The organism is Bradyrhizobium sp. (genome assembly GCF_004799445.1).
In the GTDB taxonomy this organism is placed as follows: domain Bacteria; phylum Pseudomonadota; class Alphaproteobacteria; order Rhizobiales; family Xanthobacteraceae; genus Bradyrhizobium.
This window is the reverse complement of the sequence record NZ_SSNA01000074.1, coordinates 12,367-33,190: the sequence shown is the minus strand read 5'-3', so window position 1 is coordinate 33,190 and position 20,824 is coordinate 12,367. Positions and strand designations below refer to the sequence as shown.

Sequence of the window (20,824 nt, the reverse complement as noted above, 5' to 3'; positions counted from 1 at the left end):
CCGGAGAAGTCGGTGTCCTCGTAGTAGACGCGGACCCGCATATGGTGGCGGCCGGCGCGGATCTCGCCGTCGAGCTGGGGTAAAGTCACTTGCGGCCCTCGATTGCCTTGGAAGGCAATCGTTTTGCGCAAAATCCGTTTGGCGCGCAAGCGCGAGCCGCGTGGCGCTGCGAACTAGGACACGGCCGGACCCGGCCCACCCAGCGTCACCAGACCGATCTCCGGCGGAACGCCGAGGCGGAACGGCATGATGCTGCAACCGAGACCTCCGGAGACGATGACATCGCAATTCATGCGGATGTGGCCATAGGAGAGCCGCTGTCCGGACGGCGACACCGGCGACCAGCCGAACAGCCGCACCTGTCCGCCATGGGTATGACCAGACAGTTGCAGCACGACCCGCGACGGCACGCGAACGGCCACATCGGGTTCATGCGCCAGAAGAATGACCGGCGCGTCGTCGGTCACCTTCTTCAGCGTCGCGGCGAGATCGTCGACGCCGATGCGCCTTACCGGGCGGAAACGCCTCGCCGGCAGATAGGCCAGTTGATCGCCGAGACCGGCCAGCCAGAACGGGCGACCGGCCTTGCTTAGACGCTGGGCGTCATTCTCGTACACCGGAATGCCAGCGGCCTCGAGCGCGCGCCTGGCGGCCGTGGTCCCCTCGCCCTCGCGCTGCACCGCCTTGTCATCCCACCAGTCGTGATTGCCGAGGATCGCATGCACGCCGAGCGGCGCCCTGAGCCCGGCGAGTACCGATGCCCATTCGCCGGCCGGAATGAAACGTCTCACATGGCGGTGGCCGGCGACGTAGTCGCCGAGCATGACGATGAGGTCGGCGTCGAGCGCATTGGTGCGCTCGACGATCGCCTCGATGTGCTCCAGCGACATCCAGGGATCGCAGGCGTGCAGGTCGGCGATGACGGCGATCTTGAGCTGGAAATCAGCCGGCCATTTTGGCGGCAGCAGATGATACCGCGCGACGCGGAGCCGCAGCGTCGGCTCGATGCCGAACCCGTAGGCCGTGGTTGAGGCACCGAAGGCGCCGAGCCCGGCAATGAAGCGGAAGAAATGGCGGCGTGAGATCATGGATGGTCAATTGTGATGCAGCTTCTTTCTAGGAATGGATTGCAGCCGAATTGGGGAACGTGTGTTCAGAAAGCCAGCGGCGCCGGCGTTAACCAAACTGCGCCGGATTGCGCGGGCCTGAGGAGGCCAACGGCAAAACATGGTCGCGGGTCAGCGGCGCCAGCGGAATGTCGGGAGGCGCCGAAGGATCAATCCAGATCATCTCATCGATCTCGCGGCCCGGCGTGATATCGCCGGTCACGTCGATTCCATACAGGCAGGCCTGCACCCGAAAGCCGGGTTCATTCGCGGCGATGGCATCGAACTCGCCGAGAGGGCGCACCGAGGCACGGACCACACCACAACCGAGCTCCTCCGCGATCTCGCGTGACAGGGCCGCGATGTCGTCTTCGCCGGGGTCGCGCTTGCCGCCGGGCTGCATGAAGGCCGCCGTTCCACGCTTGCGCACCAGCAACACCCGGCCCGCATCATCGCATATCAGCGCCGCCACGACTTTGATCGTACCGCTATCCATCACGCGTCCTCGCCTCCGCTGCCGAACAATCCGAATTGCGCCGGATCGCGCGCGGGCTCGGCCAGGCCAAGATGGCGGAAGGCATGCGAGGTCAACAGACGGCCGCGCGGCGTGCGCTGCAGGTAGCCGCACTGGATCAGATAAGGCTCGATGATGTCCTCGATGGCATCGCGCGGCTCCGACAGCGCCGCCGCCATGGTTTCCACGCCGACCGGGCCGCCGCCGTAATTCATCGCGATCGTTGAGAGATAACGCCTGTCCATGGCATCGAGACCCGCGGCATCGACCTCCAGCGCGCTCAGCGCGTGGTCGGCAATCGCGCGATCGATCGAGGCGGCGTCCGCGGCGGAGGCAAAATCGCGCACCCGCCGCAACAGCCTTCCTGCGATGCGCGGCGTGCCACGGGCGCGCCGGGCGATCTCGTTGGCGCCATCCGGCGTCATGCCGATCTGCAGCACGCGGGCGCCGCGGGTAACGATCTTTTCGAGTTCCTCTTCCGTGTAGAAATTTAATCGTACGGGTATGCCAAAACGGTCGCGCAGCGGATTGGTCAGGAGGCCCGCGCGCGTGGTCGCGCCGACCAGGGTGAATTTCGCCAACTCGATCTTGACCGAGCGCGCGGCCGGTCCCTCGCCGATGATGAGGTCGAGCTGAAAATCCTCCATCGCCGGGTAGAGCACTTCCTCCACCGCAGGGCTGAGACGATGGATTTCGTCGATGAAAAGCACATCGCGCTCTTCGAGATTGGTCAGAAGTGCGGCGAGATCGCCGGCCTTGGCGATCACGGGGCCAGAGGTGGCGCGGAAGCCAACGCCGAGTTCGCGCGCGACGATCTGCGCCAGCGTGGTCTTGCCAAGGCCGGGGGGACCGACGAACAGCACATGATCGAGCGCCTCGCCGCGCTTGCGCGCCGCCTCGATGAAAATCGAGAGATTGGCGCGCGCCTGCGCCTGGCCGACAAATTCGGACAAGAGCTGCGGGCGCAGCGCGGTGTCGCCGACATCATCGGTGCGGCGCTCGGGTGTGACGATGCGGGAGGGCGTGGTCATCTCGCCAGCTCCTTCAGCCCGAGCCGGATCAGCTGCGCGGTCTCGGCATTTTCACCGGCGATGCGCGAGGCGCCGGCGATCGCGGCCGCCGCCTGCGGCTGGCCGTAACCGAGATTGACCAGCGCCGAGATCGCGTCGGTGACCGGGCGCGGCACGCGGTCATTGTCGATCGCGCCTGACAGATGCACCAGCGCCGGATCGACGTTGGCAAAGTGAGGCGCCTTGTCCTTCAGTTCGGTGACGATGCGCTCGGCCACCTTCGGACCGACGCCGGGCGTGCGCGTCACCGCGGCCTTGTCACGCAGCGCGATCGCGTTCGCAAGATCGGATGGCGGCAGGGTGCTCAATACCGCCAATGCGACCTTGGCGCCGACGCCCTGCACCGTCTGCAGCAGGCGAAACCATTCACGTTCGGTATCGCTGCGAAAACCAAACAATTTGATCTGATCCTCGCGGACATAGGTTTCGATCGAGAGCACCGCGGCCTCGCCGGGCGACGGCAGCGCCTGCAGCGTGCGGCTGGAGCAATGCACCTGATAGCCGACGCCGCCGACGTCGAGGATGACATAGTCCTCGCCGTAGGAGTCGATCAGGCCCTTGAGTTTGCCGATCATTTCAGAAGTCCACGGGTGCACGAACTCCCCTCCCCCTTGCGGGGTCGAGACGAGCGAAGCTCGCTCCTAGGGGTCGGGGGTGGGGCTCCACTCGGGCAGAGCGACTCGGGGCTACCCCCCTCCCCAACCCTCCCCCGCAAGGGGGGAGGGAGTAAGAAGGCGCGATGCTTAAACTCCCCTCCCCCTTGCGGGGAGGGGTTGGGGGTGGAGGTTCCGCGCACACCGGCGTCCATTAAACCCCCACCACCCTCAACCGCAGCGCCGCGCTCTGGCGGTGATGCGCGTGCGTGATGGCGATCGCGAGCGCGTCCGCGGCGTCGGCGGATTTGGGCTCGGCCTTCGGCAGCAGGATCTTCAGCATCACCAGAATCTGGTTCTTGTCGGCATGGCCGGCGCCGACCACGGTCTTCTTCACCTGATTCGGGGCGTATTCCGCGACCGATATCCCGAACATCGCCGGTGCCAGCATCGCAACGCCGCGCGCCTGTCCGAGCTTCAAGGTGGCGACGCCGTCCTTGTTGACAAAGGTCTGTTCGACGGCGGCTTCAGCGGGGCGAAAGTCGCCGAGCACGGCGGCTAGCCCCTCGTGGATCGCCAGCAGGCGGCTTGCCAGCGGCAGGCCTTCCGGCGGTTCCACCGAGCCGCAACCGACATAGCTCAGGCGGTTGCCGTCAACCTCGATCACGCCCCAACCGGTGCGGCGCAAGCCCGGATCGATGCCAAGGATGCGGACAGGGTGGCGAATCGGCGGAGATGTCATGGCTATTGATAACGCCCGCGGGGCGGGAACGAAACACAAACGGAATGTCATCCCCGCGAAAGCGGGGATCCAGTACGCCGAGGCGCCGGCGATGAACCTCGAATTCGCGGAATACTGGATCGCCCGGTCGAGCCGGGCGACGACTGCCGAGAATGGAGTGACACTGACAACCTGGTCACCCGCCCATTTTGGCGACCAGCGCGTCCGAGACCTCGAAATTGGCATAGACGTTCTGCACGTCGTCATGCTCGTTCAAAAGATCGATCAGCTTCAACAGCTTCTCGCCGGTCTCGTCGTCCACCGGCACCGTGTTCTGCGGTTTCCAGGTCAGCGCCGCCTTGCGCGCCTCGCCGAATTTCGCCTCCAGTGCCTTGGCGACTTCGCGGAACGTCTCCGGCGAGGCGTAGATCTCGTGGCCATTTTCGCTCGACGACACGTCGTCGGCGCCGGCCTCGATCGCCGCGTCCAGCATCGCATCGTCGGATGCCACCTTGGCGTCATATTCGATGATGCCGGTGCGATCGAACATGAACGCAACCGAGCCGGTTTCGCCGAGATTGCCGCCCGATTTGGTGAAGTAGGAGCGGATGTCGGACGCGGCGCGGTTGCGGTTGTCGGTCAGCGCCTCGACGATCACGGCGACGCCGCCCGGACCATAACCCTCGTACCGAATCTCGTCGTAATTCTCGCTCTCGCCGCCGCTCGCTTTCTTCACCGCGCGCTCGATCGAGTCCTTCGACATGTTTTCCTGGCGGGCGGAGATGATCGCGGCGCGCAGCCGTGCGTTCATCGAAGGATCGGGCTGGCCCATCTTGGCCGCCACGGTGATTTCCCGCGCCAGCTTGCTGAACAGCTTCGATTTCTGGGCATCCTGCCGGCCCTTGCGGTGCATGATGTTCTTGAACTGGGAATGTCCGGCCATGCGGATTCTTTCGGGATTCGTCCGGGTTGGTCTTTAGTGGAAAGCGCGGCGTTATAGGCCGGGGACCTGCCAAAATCAAAGATTTGCCTGCGTTTTCGGTAACGCAGTAGTGCCAGCTGCCTGCAAATGAGGCAAATGTTAACCCTGATTTCACACGGGGATGGCAGCATACCGGCCCAATCCTCATTGGCCGAGAGTGTCCATGGCGTTTGCCTTGTTTCGAAAACGCCCGCCTGAACCGCCCGCGCCGGCCATCGAGCCGCTGGCGGCCAAGCCCGATTCTATTGCCGATATTCCGGGCACCTCGGACGCCGATTCCGCCAAGCAGATCCTCGAACTGCTCGAACTCGAACTCGGCGGGATGATCCGTCAGCTCGAGCGCGCGGCCAGTTCGGTCGCCGGCGGCGCGGAGGCGACGGCGACGACGCTTTCCACCATTCGCCAGCGCACCGACGCCCTCACCGGACGCACCAGCGCCGCGCAGGGCACCGCGACCACCTTCTCGCAGGCCGCCGACAAGTTCACCCAGTCGGCGGAGGGCATCGGGTCGCAGGTGCGCGACGCCAGCAAGCTCGCCGATCAGGCCAGCGCCGCCGCCCAGGAAGCCAGCCTCAATGTCGATCGGCTCAAGGAATCCTCGGCCGCGATCGGCAACGTCGTCAACCTGATCTCGCAGATCGCCCGGCAGACCACGCTGCTGGCGCTCAACTCCACAATCGAGGCGGCGCGGGCCGGCACCGCCGGACGCGGCTTCGCTGTGGTCGCCTCCGAGGTCAAGGCGCTCGCGGTGCAGACCCAGGACGCCACCGAAGAGATCAAGAAGAGGATCGACGCGCTGCAGAAAGATGCCGCCGGCTCGGTCGATGCCGTGCACCGGATCTCGCAGGCGATCGAGGCGATCCGGCCGGTGTTCGAAAACGTCAACGGCGCGGTCAGCGAGCAGACCCAGACCACGAGCGAGATCTCCGACAACGCCGCCACCGCGTCGAATTTCATCGTCTCGGTCGGCGACAGTGCAGCCGAGATCGACAGCGCGGCCAAGGAAGCCGAGGCCCATGGCGAGCACGTCGCCAGTGCCGGCAAGGCCGTCACCCTGTTTGCGCAAAAACTGAAAGCCCGCTGCGCGGTGCTGCTCGGCCAGGACCCTCAGGCCGACCGGCGCAAGCGGGAGCGGCTGCCGTGCAACCTCAAAATCGAAATCCAGAGCGCGCGCGGCCCGATCACCGCGTCGGTCTACGAGATTTCCCTGGAAAGCATCCTGATCGGCGGATCGGAGGCCGAGGCGCTGCCGCTGAATCAAACGCTCAATGCCACGCTGGAGGGCATCGGCGCGTGCAGGATTCGCACCGGCGAGAAATCGAAAGCAGGCGTGCAGGCGGGTTTCGAGACGCCCGGTGCCGAGCTCAAGGAAAAAATCGAAGACAAATTGTGGTCGATCCACGACGAAAACACCGAATTCGTCACCCGCGCCATGGAGGCCGGCACCGCGCTGACCCGGATTTTCGAGGACGCCGTCGCGAGCGGCGCGATCTCGATCGATGACATGTTCGACACCGATTATGTCGAGATACCGGGCACCAATCCGGTGCAGCACCGCACCCGGATCCTCAACTGGGCGGATCGCGCGCTGCCGCCGTTTCAGGAAGCCTTCCTCGCCAAGGACCCGCGGATGGCGTTCTGCGTGATGATCGACCGCAACGGCTACCTGCCGGTGCACAACAAGATCTATTCCCATCCGCAACGCCCCGGCGATGTCGCCTGGAACACGGCCAACAGCCGCAACCGGCGGATATTCAACGATCCGGCCGGCCTTGCCGCCGGACGCAACCTGCGCTCCTATCTGATCCAGAGCTACGCCCGCGACATGGGCAACGGCAAAACCGTCATGATGCGCGAGATCGACGTGCCGGTCCGCGTCAATGGCCGGCACTGGGGCGGATTCCGCACCGCGTACAAGCTTTGAGCATGAGTCAATCGTCGGATTCGTTGACCCGGAGGAATGCCGCGATGTCGGTTGCACAGCCAACACCACTGGAAGGCGCGGCGGCCACGCCCTCGAATAGCGAACGCCTGGTCGACCAGCTTGCGAATCGGATCGGCGGCCTCGGCGTCGAGCTGGCGGACGTCGCCGGCAATCTGCAGGAAGTCGCCGGCCGCGTTTCGATCCAGTCCGACCGTTTCGGGCATCTTCAGAAGACCGCCGAGACGATGGTTTCGGCCAATCACGATATCGCCACCGCATCGCGGGCGGTGCAGACCGCGACCTCGGCCGCGGTCGGTGAAATCATGCAATCGCGCACCGTGGTGGAGACGGCGGTGCAGCATATCGCCGAATTGATCGAAGCGGTGGGGCGCATCGAACACCGTCTTGCTGCGGTCGGAAGCGCGCTGGCGCAGGTCGCCAAGGTATCGGGTTCGATCGAGGCGATCGCCAAGCAGACCAACCTGCTGGCGCTGAATGCCACCATCGAGGCGGCGCGCGCCGGCACCGCCGGGCGCGGCTTTGCGGTCGTCGCCAGCGAGGTGAAAAACCTCGCGGAGGCGACCCGCCAGGCGACGCATCTGATCGGCGATACCGTTCGCGATCTCGACGGCCAGGTCGGCAGCCTGATCGGCGAGAGCGGCGACGCCTCGCTGCGGGCGAAGAACGCCGGCGAGGGCGCCGGGCAGATCCAGGGCATCATCGTTCGCGTTCAGGATGGCTTCACCGCGGTCACCCAGGAGATCGACGGGGTCGCCAGGGCGGCGAACTCCAATCTCGCGCATTGCGACATGGTGATCGACGAACTCGGCCATCTCGCCCAGGGCGTCGATCTGTCCTCGACCGACCTCAAGCACGCCGACGACCGGGTCGCCAGGCTGCTCGACCTTTCCGAGAACCTGATCGAACTGATCGCCGATAGCGGGGTGGAGACCTCGGACGCACCGCTGATCCGCGTCGTGATCGATACCGCCAAACAGATTTCGGCGGCTTTCGAGACCGCGATCGGGCGCGGCGACATTCGTCTCGATCAATTGATGGACGAGAACTACCGCGAAATTCCGGGCACCGATCCCAAGCAATACATGACTTCCTATGTCGAATTCACCGACCGGATCCTGCCGCCGATCCAGGATCCGATTCAAAAGATCGATCCCCGCATCGTGTTTTGCGTGGCATGGGCCAAGGGCGGCTATCTTCCAACCCATAATCCGAACTATCGCCTGCCACAGGGGCCTGACCCGGTCTGGAACAACGCCAATTGCCGCAACCGGCGGCTGTTCAACGATCGCGCGGTGAAAAAGGTGGCGGCGAACAGGAAGCCGTTTCTGCTGCAAACCTACCGGCGCGACATGGGCGGCGGCAATTTCGTCCTGATGAAGGACCTCTCGTCGCCGATAATCGTCAGCGGCCGCCACTGGGGCGCGTTCCGCATGGGCTTTCGGCAGTCCTGAAGTCATCGGGCGCGAGGCAACGGTTCGGCTCACCTCCGTGGCGTCGCAGCACAGATCTCATTTCATCGTGCCCTCATCGGATTTGTGGCTTTCGCCAACTTCGGGCGCGATCCGGCGGGCCGCCGCAAGTCCGGCGAGGGCAAGCACCGTCAACACCGCGCCGGCGAGGAAAGTGCCCTGCGGCCCGATGCGTTCCCATAATTCTCCCGCGAGCACGCTGGCGACCATCAGCGAAAGTCCGCTGAGCAGGTTGAACATGCCAAAGGCGGTGCCGCGCAATTCCGGCGGGGCGGTGTCCGCCACCAGCGTGGCCAGCAGCCCTTGCGTGAACCCCATGTGCAATCCCCACAGGGCGACCCCGACGGCAACGCCGGCAAGACCGTTGGTGAAGGCGAGCACCAGGTCGGCCGCCACCAGCAAGCCGAAACCGATGCCGAGAAGCGCGAGGCGGTTGACGCGATCCGACAAGACGCCGGCCGGATAGGCCGCCAGCGAATAGACCACGTTCATCAGCACCAGAACCAGCGGCACCAGCATCACCGGCAGGCCGACCGCCTGGGCGCGGAGGATCAGGAAAGCCTCGCTGAACCGCGCCAGCGAGAACACCACCGCAATGCCGACGACAAACCAGTACGCCGCGCCAAGCCGTTTCAGCTCAACGACGCTCAATGGCGAGCGCACCTTGCGAAGTCCGGCAGGGCGCTCGGGCTCCTCTATCCCGAACACCAGCAGCGCCACGCAGAGAAACCCCGGAATAACCGCCACCCAGAACACGGTGCGAAAATTGTTCGCCGTCAGCCACATCAAGGCGATGGCGAGCGCCGGGCCGATGAAGGCGCCCGCGGTGTCCAGCGATTGACGCAGCCCGAAACTCGCGCCGCGCAAATGCGCCGGCGTAATATCGGCAATCAACGCATCGCGCGGCGCCCCCCGAATGCCCTTGCCGATGCGATCGATGAAGCGCGCCGCGAACAGCCACCCGACCGACGGCGCCAGCGGGAAGATCGGCTTTGTCAATGCCGCCAATCCATAGCCGATGACCGCCAGCAATTTACGCTTGCCCAGCCAGTCGGAGATCGCGCCGGAAAACACCTTGGTGATCGAGGCGGTAGCTTCGGCGATGCCTTCGATGAAGCCGACCGTCACCATCGATGCGCCGAGCGCCGTGACGAGATAGACCGGCAGCAAGGCGTGGATGATCTCGGAGGACGTGTCCATCAAGAGCGAGACGAAGCCGAGCGCCCACACCGCGCGCGGAATCTCGCGAAGCCGGGAAAGCCGGGATTTAGCGCCTTGGTTCACCATGAGTTCCACATGCCGGGAGTGAGGACAAAAGCAGCTTGCGACGCGCGATGTCGTCGTTTGTTCATTCGGGCTCTCTATATAAACGCCGGAACTGGCGAAATACACCGGTAGAGGGTTTGACATGAGCGGTGAGCATCCGGAACTCGACGAACTGCAGGCCGCCTACAAGGACGCGGTGGAGGCCTGGATATCCGCCATTCGCAAGGAGGAGGCGCTGGCTTCCGTCAATCACGATGTGGCCGAGGTCGACGCCTGGGAGGCGGCGCATTTTGAAGAGGACGACATGCGCAGCAAGGTGAAAGACGCCAAGGCGAAGTACGAAGACGCCTTGCGGGAAAAGTTCTTCGGATTCTAGCGCGTGATGGCTTTTGAATGAATCAGGCTGTCGGTGGGTTCACTCCACCTCTTCCGAGCATAAGCCCCAACCCTCCCCTGGAGGGGGAGGGTCGGCTCACATTGAGCGCAGCGAAATGTGAACCGGGGTGGGGTGATCTCTCAATTCGGGCACCGATCGTTGGGAGAGACCGTCACCCCACCCCGCCGCTCCTTTCAGTCGCGTCGACCCTCCCCCTCCAGGGGAGGGTAAAGAGCGCGCCGCCATTCAAATATCAAACAGTCCGGATTCAAATCGTCATTGCGAGCGCCAGCGAAGCAATCCATGGAGCAACAAGGAAGCAAGCGTGGATTGCTTCGTCGCTTCGCTCCTCGCAATGACGACAAAAACGCAGCTTCACGATCTCGCCGCGGGTTTCGCGCGAAGTTTGCCTGCTCGTTCCGCCCTCATTTCAGAGGGCGCAGGGAATGCCGGACGCTCGGCGCGTCCGCAGCCGCGTGTGCAGTGGTAGAAAGCACACGCGTTAGTCACCACGGTCACGCCGGATCGTCCGGCATTCCCCGCGCAATGGTTTTAACGGTTTCCTTCGCGCTCTCCCCGGTGACCGGGCTTGTTTGCCACCGTCGCCTGCGAAAACTTGTTTTCGCACACTTGATGCCAGCGTCGGGACATCAGGACCACACGACTTCGCCGTCCGCATCAGCGCCGCTCGTCTTGCGTCGCTGCCGCGTCCACCGCATCCCGCACCCAACGTTCGTGACGACCGCGAAGCGCCCCTCTGACCGAGGCGGGACGGGGCGAGTTTGTAGAGATGATTTGCCCGACGGCGAAAGCGGAATATTTTTCATGGAGGGACTAGACAGCCAATCGCGAAATCAGCCCGTCGGGCAAATCACTGCTCCGTTCAGCCGCGGCGCGCCGGAGCTGACCGCTGCTTTGAGTCCCGCCAATTCGAACGAGCTTGCTAGGTCTGCGCCGGCGGGTTCTGCGGCGCGACGGCGGGGTCTTTTTCAGTCGGAAACACGCTCTCGTACAGCGCGCGGGCCTCTTGAATAAGGCGGGCCTTGTCCCGGTTCGGACCAGGCTTCGGGAATTCCACGACTTCGCCCATTGGATCTCCAGGGAAGGAAACGACCGGCGAAAATGGAAATGCGAATCTCATGCCAACCTGAGGGGGTTTTCCCGGACCCCGTATTGATGCGGGAGTGAGATCCTATTTGGCAGCCGTGGCCGCCCCCTACCCCAGCCAAAATCCCGGCAGTGCCGGCTCCAGCCTGCCGCCGATCCGCACCGGCGCGATTCGAAGCGCGAGTCCAGTCGCATCGTCAGTCTCGACCGCGACGCCGCTCAGCGTGGCTGCGCCCAGCGCCGGCTCGAAGCGCCCTGAGGGAATACCGGAGGTAAAGCGCCGCAGCGGTTCTTCCTTCTGCATGCCGATGATCGAATCATAATCGCCGGTCATGCCGGCGTCGGTCATGTAGGCGGTGCCGCCGGCGAGAATCTGATGGTCGGCGGTCGGCACATGGGTGTGGGTGCCGACCACGAGAGAAGCGCGGCCGTCGCAGAAAAATCCGATGCCTTGTTTCTCGCTCGATGCCTCGGCGTGGAAATCGACCACGATCGCGTCCGCCGCCATCCGCAGCGGACAGGCTTCGAGTTCGCGGTTGAGAACAGCGAATGGGTCGTCGAACGGCGTCATGAAGACGCGGCCGATGGCGTTGACCACCAGTGCGCGCTGGCCGCTCTTGGTGTCGACCAGCGCCGCGCCGCGGCCCGGCGTTCCCCTCGGAAAATTCGCCGGGCGAACCAGCCGCGGCGCGCGCTCGATGAACACCAGCGCCTCGCGCTGGTCCCAGGCATGATTGCCGAGCGTGACGGCGTCGGCGCCGGCGTCGAGCAATTCCTGGTAGATCGCCTCGGTGATGCCGAAGCCGCCGGCGGCGTTCTCGCCGTTGACGACGACGAGATCGAGGCGGAAGTCGCGGATCATGCCGGGCAGATGCTCGGAAACGGCAGTGCGCCCGGCCCTGCCGACCACGTCGCCCACGAAAAGAATGCGCAAATCACGAACTCCGGAAATCGAACACTTTGGTTTCCGTTAGCACATAATCCAGCCGCACGTCGTGCTGCAGCGCCGGAACTGCCTCGATTTCCTGCGCCGAGAAGGCGAGGCCAATGGCGGTGATGGGCTTGACCTTGCGCAAATGCGCCAGCGTAAAGTCGTAATGTCCGGCGCCGTAGCCGATGCGGTGGCCGAGGCGATCGAACGCCGCCAGCGGCACCAGCATGATGTCGGGAATGATTTCGGCGGCGGCCGGCGACGGCTCGAGAATGCCGAGCGGCCCCAGCATCAGCCTGTCGTCAGGCGACCAGGCGCGAAACGCCAGCGACTTGCCGCGCGCCATCACCGCCGGCAGCGCCAGCCGCGCGCCCTGCGCGCCAAGCGCCCGCATCAACGGCACGGGATCGATCTCGCTGCGGATCGGCGAATAGCCGGAGATGATGGTGCCGGGCGCGATTTCGAGCGGCAGTCCCCGCGCGGCGAGCGCCAGCGCCGCGGCGGCGCGCTGCTCGCCGCTCAACGCATCGCGCGCGGCCAGCGCTGCGGCGCGGAGGTCACTCTTTGATTGGTCTGCCGGCAAAGCTGACATCCAGCATCATGTTCTGCCGTCGTACCCCGCCACCGGGTCTCGCCTTCGGCGAGCCCGATGACAGGCTCCAGTGGGGTATCCAGTACGCCGCGGCTTCACGGTTCTATCACGGGCGTCTGTGGAATACTGGATCACCCGCTTTCGCGGGTGATGACGGGTGTCTATCGGGCAACAACAGAAAAAGTAAAAGTGCGAAGCCGCGATGGCCGTTGGAGCGCTCGATCCCGGAGTTCCCTACGAAAGTAGGTGGGCACCATGTGACCAAGTCCACGGACCTGGCCAGGGATAGTTCCCTGAAGGATCGATAAGGCCCCGGGGATATATGGCTCCTGACGCGCGACACAGCTTCGCAAGGCCAATGTAACCACGATGCCCCCAAACCGCCAGCGCTAAGGCAGGCGCGACGGCTCTAATGCCGAAACACGGCTCTTCTTACCCTCCCCTGAAGGGGGAGGGTCGGCTCACATTGAGCGCAGCGAAATGTGAACCGGGGCGGGGTGATCCATCCGCGAGCGTGATGCTGGAATAAATACCGTCGACGATGAGAGACGTTCACCCCACCCCGTCGCTCATTTCATTCGCGTCGACCCTCCCCCTCCAGGGGAGGGTGAAAATAGCGGGAACGCGATCTGGTTGGCCGCTTGCTCCAAATTCACGATTGCGCTCCACTTACCCTCCCCTGGAGGGGGAGGGTCGGCTCGCAGCGCGCGAAGCAAGATGCGGGGTGGGGTGAGCCGCACAAATGGTCTCGACATCAATCCGCCGGGCAGCAGCCAAACGACTACGCGCCAACACGATGCCACACGAGCGCGCTTTGTGGCGTGCCCTGAAAGAACTGCCGGTGGACGGTACGCATTTTCGACGGCAGGCTCCGATCGGGCCCTATGTCGTCGACTTCCTGTGTCCGGCTGCACATCTCGTCGTCGAACTCGACGGCGGACACCACAACGAGGACGAGACGGCAAAACGCGATCGTGAACGACAGCTTTGGCTTGAGCAGGAGGGATATCGTGTCGTCCGCTTCTGGAATTCCGAGATCACCGGTGACCTGACGGCTGTACTCGAACGGATTTATGTGGAGTTGCACGGATCGCGGGAGGCGAAAATCGAGCCAATGAAACACCGCCGCCAGAGATAGACTGTCACCCCACCCCGCCGCTCATTGCATTCGCGTCGACCCTCCCCCTCCAGGGGAAGGTAAGTGGTGCGCATTCATGAATTCGCAGCAAGCTGCGATTCGCCTTTTTACCCTCCCCTGTAGGGGGAGGGTCGGCTCGCATCGCGCGAAGCAAGATGCGGGACGGGGTGGGGTGATCCATCCGCGAGCGAGACGCTGACACACCGACGAGGACGATAGACCTTCACCCCACCCCGCCGCTCATTGCATTCGCGTCGACCCTCCCCCTCCAGGGGAGGGTAAGCCGGAGGGCAAGCGTGGTGCTAGCCGATCGCGACGCCGCCGCCGATGGTGCGGTTCAGCACCTGCGTGGTCTGCTCGATTCGGTCGGCGGCGGCGTTCAGCGCATTGGCCACTGCGAGCTGCGTCGCCCTGGCGCGATCGGCGGCGACCATGCGGACGTCGCGCAGCGCATCAAGCTCCTCCTCGAGGCCGCGGATGCGGTTGCTGGCGTCGAGCAGTTCGTCGCACACCGTCAGCGCCGCCATCACGGTCAGGCGCGCATCGCCGATCTCGCCGAACTTGCCGCGCAGGCTTTGGATCCGCGATTCCAGACTCTCGGCGAGCCGCAGCAGCCGTGTCTCCTGGCCTTCCTCGCAGGCCATCCGGTATTGCCGGCCGTTGATGGTGACGTTGACATGACTCATGAACTGCCTCCCGAATCGAGCACCGAGCGGATGGTGCCGATCGCCGCGTCAAGCCGCTCGGCGATCTCGCGATTGGCGCGCTCCAGCCGGCGCGACTTCACCAGCGATCCATCGAGTTCGTCGGCCAGCCGCGATCGATCGGCGCCGAGCGCCTGGATCCGGGCCGCCAGCTCCTCCTCGTCGCGGTCGGCCTCGCGCCGCCGTTCGACCGCCCTTTCCAAGGCGTCGAGCGCGCCCATCAGCCGGCGCGTCGCGGCATCGATGTCGACTGAAGCTGGTTCGGCGTTGCCCGAACCGTTGGCGGGACGATCGCTCATGACAGACAGCGCGCACCTTCCATAAGCCTGACGCACAGCAAAATTCGCGGTCCGGCAAGCGTTTAGGCGATTAAATTTACGTGGCAAGCGAGCCCAGCGCAACGCCGCTTCGGAACTATGCACCGCTAAGCAACTTTTCCCCCTCGGCCGGCGTTGCAGTGCCTTGGACTCCGGGAATTGAGGTGCTATCCAGCCTTACTTTCATGGCTTCAGGCTTGGCCAACCGGCTCATGCCGCAGCCATTCGCTCCCGCGCGGAACGCACCAAGCATCTCATTTCAGGCGGATTTTCATCATGACCCATGTCGATCACACCCGTATGGCCAATGCGATCCGGGGGCTCGCGATGGACGCCGTCGAGAAGGCGAATTCCGGCCATCCCGGCCTGCCGATGGGCGCGGCCGACGTCGCCACCGTGCTGTTCACGCAATTCCTGAAATTCGACGCCGCCGAGCCGAAATGGCCGGACCGCGACCGTTTCGTGCTGTCGGCCGGCCACGGCTCGATGCTGCTCTATGCGCTATTGTATCTCACCGGCAATGCCGACATGACGCTCGACCAGATCAAGCATTTCCGCCAGCTGGGATCGCTGACCCCGGGGCATCCGGAAAATTTCCACACCAAGGGCATCGAGACCACCACGGGGCCGCTCGGCCAGGGCATCGCCACTTCCATCGGCATGGCGCTCGCGGAGAAGATGCTGGCGGCCGAATTCGGCAAGAAGATCGTCGATCACCACACCTATGTGCTCGCCTCCGATGGCGACCTGATGGAGGGCGTGTCGCAGGAAGCGATCGCCATGGCCGGGCACTGGAAGCTCAACAAGCTGATCGTGCTGTACGACGACAACGGCATTTCGATCGACGGCCCGACCTCGATCGCCGACTCGGTCGACCAGGTGAAGCGCTTCAAATCCGCCGGCTGGGCGGCCGAACTGATCGACGGTCAGGATCAAAAAGCCATCGCCACCGCCATCGCCCGGGCGCAGAAGTCCAACAAACCCTCGCTGATCGCCTGCAAGACCACGATCGGCTACGGCGCGCCGACCAAGGCCGGCACCAACAAGGCGCACGGCGAGGCGCTCGGCGCCGCTGAACTCAAGGGCGCCAAGGAAAAGCTCGGCATCTCGCTCGATCCGTTTTCGGTGCCCGACGACGTCCTCAAGGCCTGGCGCGAAGCGGGCAGCCGTGGCGTCGCGGCGCGCAAGGAATGGGAAGCGCGCTTCGCCACGCTGTCGAACCGCAAGCGCGCCGAGTTCGAGCGCCGCCTGAAGCACGAGCGGCCGGCAGCATTGGCGAAAGCATTCAAGGCGCACAAGAAGGCGCTGTTGGAAACCCCGCAGAACATCGCCACCCGCAAATCGTCCGAGTCCGTGATCGAGGCGATCGCCGCGGCGATGCCGATGGAATTTCTGGCGGGCTCCGCCGATCTCACCGGCTCCAACAACAACAAGGCGAAATCGGCGACGGACTTCTCGGCGAAGACCCCGAAGGGCCGCTTCATCCATTACGGCATCCGCGAGCACGGCATGGCTGCCGCCATGAACGGCATCTTCCTGCACGGCGGCTTCGCGCCGAACGGCGCCACCTTCCTGGTGTTCACCGACTATGCGCGTCCGGCGATGCGGCTCGCCGCGCTGATGGGCACCGGCGTGGTCTATGTGATGACCCACGATTCGATCGGGCTCGGCGAGGACGGACCGACGCACCAGCCGGTCGAACATCTCGCGGCACTACGCGCGATTCCCAACATGCGGGTGTTCCGTCCCTGCGATGCGGTCGAGGTCTCCGAATGCTGGGAACTCGCGCTCAACCGCACCGACGGGCCGACGGTGCTGGCGCTGACCCGCCAGAACCTTCCGCAATTGCGCACCACCGCACCTTCGGACAATCCGTGCAGCCATGGCGGCTACGAACTGGTCGCGGCCCAGGGCGAGGCCAAAGTGTCGCTGTTCGCCACCGGCTCCGAGGTCGAGATCGCGGTGGCCGCGCAGAAGCAGCTGGCCGAGCGCGGCATTGCGACGCGGGTGGTGTCGGTGCCCTCGCTCGAATTGCTGCTGGCGCAGCCGGCCGAGCGGCGCGAGGCGATCATCGGCAAGGCGCCGGTCAAGGTCGCGATCGAAGCCGCGGTCCGCTGGGGCTGGGACGCCGTGATCGGGCACGATGGCGTATTTATCGGCATGCACGGTTTCGGCGCCAGCGCGCCCGCCAAGGATTTGTACAAGCATTTTGGAATTACCGCCGAGGCCGCGGTCAGTGCAGTCCTGAAACGCGTCTAGCGGCGGTTTCCGACGGTTGAGCTTGCCGGGAAAAAGGACTACCTAAAACCTATCTTATCCGTTCTCGTCCGGCCGAACCGGGCGATCCGCCGTCCAAATCTCCGCAGGGTAGCGTTCCCTGCGGGGATGACATCAGCTTTAGAGGAGAAACGAGCATGGTAGTCCGGGTCGCGATCAACGGGTTTGGCCGCATCGGCCGCAACGTGCTGCGGGCGATCGCCGAATCCGGCCGCAGGGATATCGAGGTGGTCGGGATCAACGATCTCGGCCCGGTCGAGACCAACGCCCATCTGCTGCGCTTCGATTCCGTGCACGGCCGGTTCCCCGGCACCGTGACGATCGACGGCGATTCGATCAGCCTCGGCAACGGCAAGATCAAGGTTTCCGCCGAGCGCGATCCCGCCAAGCTGCCGTGGAAGCAACTCGGCGTCGACATCGCGCTGGAATGCACCGGCATCTTCACGGCGAGGGACAAGGCGGCCCTGCACCTGACCGCCGGCGCCAAGCGCGTGCTGGTCTCGGCCCCGGCCGAAAACGCCGATGCGACCATCGTGTTCGGCGTCAACCACGACAAACTGACCAAGGATCATCTCGTCGTCTCCAACGGTTCCTGCACCACCAACTGCCTCGCGCCGGTGGCCAAAGTGCTGAACGACACCGTCGGCATCGAGACCGGCTTCATGACCACGATCCACGCCTATACCGGCGACCAGCCGACGCTCGACACCCTGCACAAGGATCTCTATCGCGGCCGCGCCGCGGCGCTGTCGATGATTCCGACCTCGACGGGCGCGGCCAAGGCGATCGGCCTGGTGCTGCCGGAACTGATGGGCAAGCTCGACGGCGTCGCGATCCGCGTTCCCACCCCGAACGTCTCGGTGATCGACCTGAAGATCGTGGCTTCGCGCAAGACCGACATCAAGGAAATCAACGAGGCAATGAAGCGCGCCTCCGAGCAGCAGATGAAGGGCATCCTCGGCTACACCACCGCGCCCAACGTCTCGATCGACTTCAACCACGACCCGCATTCCTCCACGTTCCACATGGACCAGACCAAGGTGCAGAACGGCACGCTGGTGCGGGTGATGTCGTGGTACGACAACGAATGGGGCTTTTCCAACCGCATGGCCGATACCGCCGTGGCGATGGGTAAGCTGCTGTAAGTCTCATGTCCCGGACGCGGTGCAGCGTCTTGACGCTGCACCGCTGAGCCGGGACCAACAAACATGGGTCCCGGTTCTGCAGCGCATCGCTTTGCGCTGCGCAGCGCCCAGGACAAGAGCCCGAAATGACAAAATCATTCCGCACCCTCGATGACGTCGACGTGAAGGGCAAGCGCGTGCTGCTGCGCGTCGATCTCAACGTTCCGATGGAACACGGCCACGTCACCGACCTGACCCGGCTCGAGCGCATTGCGCCCACCATCCTCGAGATTTCCGGCAAGGGCGGCAAGGTGATCCTGCTCGCGCATTTCGGCCGGCCCAAGGGACGCGACGACAAGGATTCGCTGAAGCCGGTCGCGGCCGCACTGTCGCAGGTGATCAAGAAGCCGGTCGCTTTCGCCGCGGACTGCATCGGCGACGTCGCCGCCAAGGCCATTGCCGCGATGCAGGACGGCGACATCCTCTGCCTGGAAAACACCCGCTTCCATAAAGAGGAAGAAAACAACGACCCGGGCTTTGTCGCCGAACTGGCGAAACTCGGCGACATCTGGGTCAACGACGCCTTCTCAGCGGCGCACCGCGCGCACGCTTCGACCGAAGGCCTCGGCCACAAACTGCCGGCCTATGCCGGGCGGACCATGCAGGCCGAGCTTGACGCGCTGAACAAGGCGCTGGAAGCGCCGACCAAACCGGTGATCGCGATCATCGGCGGCGCCAAGGTCTCCACCAAGATCGACCTGTTGGAAAATCTCGTCAGCAAGGTCGACGCACTGGTGATCGGCGGCGGCATGGCCAACACGTTCCTGCATGCGCAAGGCGTCGGCATCGGCAAGTCGCTGGCGGAAAAGGATCTCGCGGCGACCGCGCTGCGGATCTTCGAAAAGGCGGAAGCCGCCAATTGTGCCATCATCCTTCCGGTGGATGCGGTGGTGGCGTTTCAGTTCGCGGCCAATTCGCCGTCGCATGCCTACGGCATCGATGCGATTCCCGCCGACGGCATGATCCTCGATGTCGGGCCGCAGTCGGTGGCGCGAATCCGCGCGGCGATCGACGACGCCGCGACGCTGGTCTGGAACGGCCCGCTCGGCGCCTTCGAGATGACGCCGTTCGACCGCGGCACCATGGTGGCGGCAAGGCACGCGGCCGAACGAACCAGGGCGAAGAAGCTGATCTCGGTCGCCGGCGGCGGCGACACCGTGGCGGCGCTCAACCTGGCCGGCGTCGCCGGCGATTTCACCTATGTTTCGACCGCGGGCGGCGCGTTCCTCGAATGGATGGAAGGCAAACCGTTGCCCGGTGTCGAGGTTTTGAGAATACGCTAGATTGAGCGTGATCCGGAAAAGGGGGAACCGGTTTTCCCTCGCGACAAACGCGAAAGCGTTTGCGCGGAGATCATGCGCTATAAAAGATTTTGACCGGATCGGGCGGCGAAGCCCCAACACGGAGAACAGGACCCATGGCTCGGATCACGTTGCGTCAATTGCTCGACCACGCGGCGGAGCACGACTACGGCGTGCCGGCCTTCAACATCAACAACATGGAACAGGCGCTCGCCATCATGGAAGCCGCCTCCTCGCTGGACGCGCCTGTGATCATCCAGGCCTCGCGCGGCGCGCGGTCCTACGCCAATGACATTATGCTCAAGCACATGATGGATGCGGTCACCGAAATCTATCCGCAGATTCCGGTCTGCGTGCATTTGGATCACGGCAACGGACCCGATACCTGCATGACCGCGATCCAGGCCGGCTTCACCTCTGTCATGATGGACGGCTCGCTGAAAGCCGACGGCAAGACCGCCGCCGACTGGGATTATAATGTCGGCGTCACCAAGACCGTCACCGACATGGCCCATCTCGGCGGCATCTCGGTGGAGGGCGAACTCGGCGTGCTCGGTTCGCTCGAGACCGGCATGGGCGACAAGGAAGACGGCCACGGCGCCGAGGGCAAGCTGTCGCACGACCAGCTGCTCACCAACCCGGACGAGGCGGTCAAGTTCGTCAAAGAGACAAAAGTCGACGCGCTGGCGATCGCGATGGGAACCTCGCACGGCGCCTACAAATTCACCCGCAAGCCGGACGGCGACATTCTGGCCATGAACGTGATCGAGGAAATCCACCGCAAGCTGCCGAACATGCATCTGGTGATGCACGGGTCGTCCTCGGTGCCGCAGGACCTGCAGGACATCATCAACGCCAATGGCGGCAAGATGAAGCCGACCTGGGGCGTGCCGGTTTCCGAGATCCAGCGCGGCATCAAGAACGGCGTGCGCAAGATCAACATCGACACCGACAACCGCATGGCGATGACCGGACAAATCCGAAAGGTGCTGCACGACAATCCGGAGGAATTCGATCCGCGCAAATATCTCAAGCCGGCGATGGAGGCGATGGCCAAGCTCTGCAAACAAAGGCTGCAGGAGTTCAATACCGCAGGGCAAGCCGGCAAGATCAAGAAGGTGCTGACCACCGCCGAGATGGCGAAGCGTTACGTCAAGGGTGAGCTCGATCCGAAAATCGCGTGAAGGCGGGCCCGCGCCGGCCGGGCAAGCTGGCCTCCGCGCGGCCCCCG

General features: G+C 64.4%; 20 protein-coding genes, 1 other RNA gene and 1 pseudogene. 8 read left to right on the top strand and 14 right to left on the bottom strand.

The window, feature by feature from the left end:
• From E8A46_RS10435 to E8A46_RS10405, 7 genes and pseudogenes are all read right to left on the bottom strand, one after another.
• Window positions 1–89: pseudogene (locus E8A46_RS10435) on the bottom strand (acyl-CoA thioester hydrolase); the annotation flags it as partial.
• An 84-nt stretch (window positions 90–173) separates the two neighbouring features.
• Entirely contained in the window at window positions 174–1,088 is a 915-nt protein-coding gene (locus E8A46_RS10430; RefSeq protein ID WP_291560202.1) for a metallophosphoesterase, read from the bottom strand.
• Window positions 1,089–1,176: 88 nt separating this feature from the next.
• Window positions 1,177–1,602, bottom strand: coding sequence for an NUDIX domain-containing protein (locus tag E8A46_RS10425; RefSeq protein WP_291560200.1), 426 nt, complete (start codon window positions 1,600–1,602; stop codon window positions 1,177–1,179).
• The gene (gene ruvB / locus E8A46_RS10420) at window positions 1,602–2,651 is read right to left on the bottom strand and encodes a Holliday junction branch migration DNA helicase RuvB (RefSeq protein ID WP_291560198.1); all 1,050 of its coding nucleotides are present in this window, start codon (window positions 2,649–2,651) and stop codon (window positions 1,602–1,604) included. The genes E8A46_RS10425 and ruvB overlap by 1 nt, the downstream gene beginning before the upstream one ends.
• On the bottom strand, window positions 2,648–3,265 hold the full coding sequence (gene ruvA, locus E8A46_RS10415) for a Holliday junction branch migration protein RuvA (RefSeq protein WP_291560197.1): 618 nt from the start codon (window positions 3,263–3,265) through the stop codon (window positions 2,648–2,650). Before ruvA ends, ruvB begins: the two co-directional genes overlap by 4 nt.
• A gap of 232 nt (window positions 3,266–3,497) precedes the next feature.
• Window positions 3,498–4,025, bottom strand: a complete 528-nt coding sequence (gene ruvC / locus E8A46_RS10410) for a crossover junction endodeoxyribonuclease RuvC (RefSeq protein WP_291560195.1) — start codon at window positions 4,023–4,025, stop codon at window positions 3,498–3,500.
• 175 nt (window positions 4,026–4,200) lie between these two features.
• Complete coding sequence (locus tag E8A46_RS10405; protein WP_291560191.1) at window positions 4,201–4,947, bottom strand: YebC/PmpR family DNA-binding transcriptional regulator; 747 nt, start codon at window positions 4,945–4,947, stop codon at window positions 4,201–4,203.
• Window positions 4,948–5,149: 202 nt separating this feature from the next.
• On the opposite strand from E8A46_RS10405, the gene E8A46_RS10400 reads away from it, so the two are divergent.
• Window positions 5,150–6,910, top strand: a complete 1,761-nt coding sequence (locus tag E8A46_RS10400; protein WP_291560189.1) for a methyl-accepting chemotaxis protein — start codon at window positions 5,150–5,152, stop codon at window positions 6,908–6,910.
• A gap of 44 nt (window positions 6,911–6,954) precedes the next feature.
• Window positions 6,955–8,382, top strand: a complete 1,428-nt coding sequence (locus E8A46_RS10395) for a methyl-accepting chemotaxis protein (RefSeq protein ID WP_291560186.1) — start codon at window positions 6,955–6,957, stop codon at window positions 8,380–8,382.
• A 57-nt stretch (window positions 8,383–8,439) separates the two neighbouring features.
• Here E8A46_RS10395 and E8A46_RS10390 read toward each other — a convergent pair whose 3' ends face one another.
• On the bottom strand, window positions 8,440–9,687 hold the full coding sequence (locus E8A46_RS10390) for an MFS transporter (RefSeq protein ID WP_291560185.1): 1,248 nt from the start codon (window positions 9,685–9,687) through the stop codon (window positions 8,440–8,442).
• A 121-nt stretch (window positions 9,688–9,808) separates the two neighbouring features.
• On the opposite strand from E8A46_RS10390, the gene E8A46_RS10385 reads away from it, so the two are divergent.
• Complete coding sequence (locus E8A46_RS10385; protein ID WP_291560183.1) at window positions 9,809–10,042, top strand: hypothetical protein; 234 nt, start codon at window positions 9,809–9,811, stop codon at window positions 10,040–10,042.
• A gap of 943 nt (window positions 10,043–10,985) precedes the next feature.
• Here E8A46_RS10385 and E8A46_RS10380 read toward each other — a convergent pair.
• The 4 genes from E8A46_RS10380 to ssrS all read right to left on the bottom strand — a co-directional run bounded on the left by E8A46_RS10380 (window position 10,986) and on the right by ssrS (window position 13,023).
• Window positions 10,986–11,132 carry a hypothetical protein gene (locus E8A46_RS10380; RefSeq protein ID WP_291560181.1) on the bottom strand — a complete coding sequence of 49 codons (147 nt, stop codon included), beginning with the start codon at window positions 11,130–11,132 and terminating at the stop codon, window positions 10,986–10,988.
• Between the two features lie 126 nt (window positions 11,133–11,258).
• Window positions 11,259–12,083 carry a TIGR00282 family metallophosphoesterase gene (locus tag E8A46_RS10375; protein ID WP_291560180.1) on the bottom strand — a complete coding sequence of 275 codons (825 nt, stop codon included), beginning with the start codon at window positions 12,081–12,083 and terminating at the stop codon, window positions 11,259–11,261.
• Between the two features lies 1 nt (window position 12,084).
• Window positions 12,085–12,672: a 5-formyltetrahydrofolate cyclo-ligase gene (locus E8A46_RS10370; RefSeq protein WP_291560177.1), complete on the bottom strand. Its 588-nt coding sequence runs from the start codon at window positions 12,670–12,672 to the stop codon at window positions 12,085–12,087.
• Between the two features lie 190 nt (window positions 12,673–12,862).
• A non-coding RNA gene (gene ssrS, locus E8A46_RS10365) (6S RNA) lies at window positions 12,863–13,023 on the bottom strand.
• A gap of 391 nt (window positions 13,024–13,414) precedes the next feature.
• Here ssrS and E8A46_RS10360 point away from each other — a divergent pair.
• The gene (locus tag E8A46_RS10360; RefSeq protein WP_291560174.1) at window positions 13,415–13,810 is read left to right on the top strand and encodes an endonuclease domain-containing protein; all 396 of its coding nucleotides are present in this window, start codon (window positions 13,415–13,417) and stop codon (window positions 13,808–13,810) included.
• Window positions 13,811–14,112: 302 nt separating this feature from the next.
• On the opposite strand, the gene E8A46_RS10355 is transcribed toward E8A46_RS10360, so the two are convergent.
• Both E8A46_RS10355 and E8A46_RS10350 read right to left on the bottom strand, forming a co-directional pair.
• The gene (locus E8A46_RS10355; protein ID WP_291560172.1) at window positions 14,113–14,496 is read right to left on the bottom strand and encodes a cell division protein ZapA; all 384 of its coding nucleotides are present in this window, start codon (window positions 14,494–14,496) and stop codon (window positions 14,113–14,115) included.
• Window positions 14,493–14,813, bottom strand: coding sequence for a DUF4164 domain-containing protein (locus E8A46_RS10350; protein ID WP_291560170.1), 321 nt, complete (start codon window positions 14,811–14,813; stop codon window positions 14,493–14,495). Before E8A46_RS10350 ends, E8A46_RS10355 begins: the two co-directional genes overlap by 4 nt.
• Window positions 14,814–15,107: 294 nt before the next feature.
• Between E8A46_RS10350 and tkt the strand changes: the two genes are divergently transcribed.
• The 4 genes from tkt (at window position 15,108) to fba (ending at window position 20,777) form a co-directional block, all read left to right on the top strand.
• Entirely contained in the window at window positions 15,108–17,090 is a 1,983-nt protein-coding gene (gene tkt / locus E8A46_RS10345; protein ID WP_291560167.1) for a transketolase, read from the top strand.
• Window positions 17,091–17,245: 155 nt separating this feature from the next.
• A complete protein-coding gene (gene gap, locus E8A46_RS10340; protein WP_291560165.1) occupies window positions 17,246–18,253 on the top strand; it encodes a type I glyceraldehyde-3-phosphate dehydrogenase in 1,008 nt (335 codons plus the stop codon).
• A 125-nt stretch (window positions 18,254–18,378) separates the two neighbouring features.
• Window positions 18,379–19,575, top strand: a complete 1,197-nt coding sequence (locus E8A46_RS10335) for a phosphoglycerate kinase (RefSeq protein ID WP_291560163.1) — start codon at window positions 18,379–18,381, stop codon at window positions 19,573–19,575.
• A gap of 134 nt (window positions 19,576–19,709) precedes the next feature.
• Window positions 19,710–20,777, top strand: coding sequence for a class II fructose-bisphosphate aldolase (gene fba / locus E8A46_RS10330; RefSeq protein ID WP_291560161.1), 1,068 nt, complete (start codon window positions 19,710–19,712; stop codon window positions 20,775–20,777).
• Window positions 20,778–20,824: the final 47 nt, after the last annotated feature.

What these genes read in the sequence shown, in the direction of transcription:
- E8A46_RS10430 (WP_291560202.1), bottom strand. Translation starts at nt 1,088, where the DNA reads ATGATCTCACGCCGCCATTTCTTCCGCTTCATTGCCGGGCTCGGCGCC.
- E8A46_RS10425 (WP_291560200.1), bottom strand. Translation starts at nt 1,602, where the DNA reads ATGGATAGCGGTACGATCAAAGTCGTGGCGGCGCTGATATGCGATGAT.
- ruvB (WP_291560198.1), bottom strand. Translation starts at nt 2,651, where the DNA reads ATGACCACGCCCTCCCGCATCGTCACACCCGAGCGCCGCACCGATGAT.
- ruvA (WP_291560197.1), bottom strand. Translation starts at nt 3,265, where the DNA reads ATGATCGGCAAACTCAAGGGCCTGATCGACTCCTACGGCGAGGACTAT.
- ruvC (WP_291560195.1), bottom strand. Translation starts at nt 4,025, where the DNA reads ATGACATCTCCGCCGATTCGCCACCCTGTCCGCATCCTTGGCATCGAT.
- E8A46_RS10405 (WP_291560191.1), bottom strand. Translation starts at nt 4,947, where the DNA reads ATGGCCGGACATTCCCAGTTCAAGAACATCATGCACCGCAAGGGCCGG.
- E8A46_RS10400 (WP_291560189.1), top strand. Translation starts at nt 5,150, where the DNA reads ATGGCGTTTGCCTTGTTTCGAAAACGCCCGCCTGAACCGCCCGCGCCG.
- E8A46_RS10395 (WP_291560186.1), top strand. Translation starts at nt 6,955, where the DNA reads ATGTCGGTTGCACAGCCAACACCACTGGAAGGCGCGGCGGCCACGCCC.
- E8A46_RS10390 (WP_291560185.1), bottom strand. Translation starts at nt 9,687, where the DNA reads ATGGTGAACCAAGGCGCTAAATCCCGGCTTTCCCGGCTTCGCGAGATT.
- E8A46_RS10385 (WP_291560183.1), top strand. Translation starts at nt 9,809, where the DNA reads ATGAGCGGTGAGCATCCGGAACTCGACGAACTGCAGGCCGCCTACAAG.
- E8A46_RS10380 (WP_291560181.1), bottom strand. Translation starts at nt 11,132, where the DNA reads ATGGGCGAAGTCGTGGAATTCCCGAAGCCTGGTCCGAACCGGGACAAG.
- E8A46_RS10370 (WP_291560177.1), bottom strand. Translation starts at nt 12,672, where the DNA reads ATGTCAGCTTTGCCGGCAGACCAATCAAAGAGTGACCTCCGCGCCGCA.
- E8A46_RS10360 (WP_291560174.1), top strand. Translation starts at nt 13,415, where the DNA reads ATGGTCTCGACATCAATCCGCCGGGCAGCAGCCAAACGACTACGCGCC.
- E8A46_RS10355 (WP_291560172.1), bottom strand. Translation starts at nt 14,496, where the DNA reads ATGAGTCATGTCAACGTCACCATCAACGGCCGGCAATACCGGATGGCC.
- E8A46_RS10350 (WP_291560170.1), bottom strand. Translation starts at nt 14,813, where the DNA reads ATGAGCGATCGTCCCGCCAACGGTTCGGGCAACGCCGAACCAGCTTCA.
- tkt (WP_291560167.1), top strand. Translation starts at nt 15,108, where the DNA reads ATGACCCATGTCGATCACACCCGTATGGCCAATGCGATCCGGGGGCTC.
- gap (WP_291560165.1), top strand. Translation starts at nt 17,246, where the DNA reads ATGGTAGTCCGGGTCGCGATCAACGGGTTTGGCCGCATCGGCCGCAAC.
- E8A46_RS10335 (WP_291560163.1), top strand. Translation starts at nt 18,379, where the DNA reads ATGACAAAATCATTCCGCACCCTCGATGACGTCGACGTGAAGGGCAAG.
- fba (WP_291560161.1), top strand. Translation starts at nt 19,710, where the DNA reads ATGGCTCGGATCACGTTGCGTCAATTGCTCGACCACGCGGCGGAGCAC.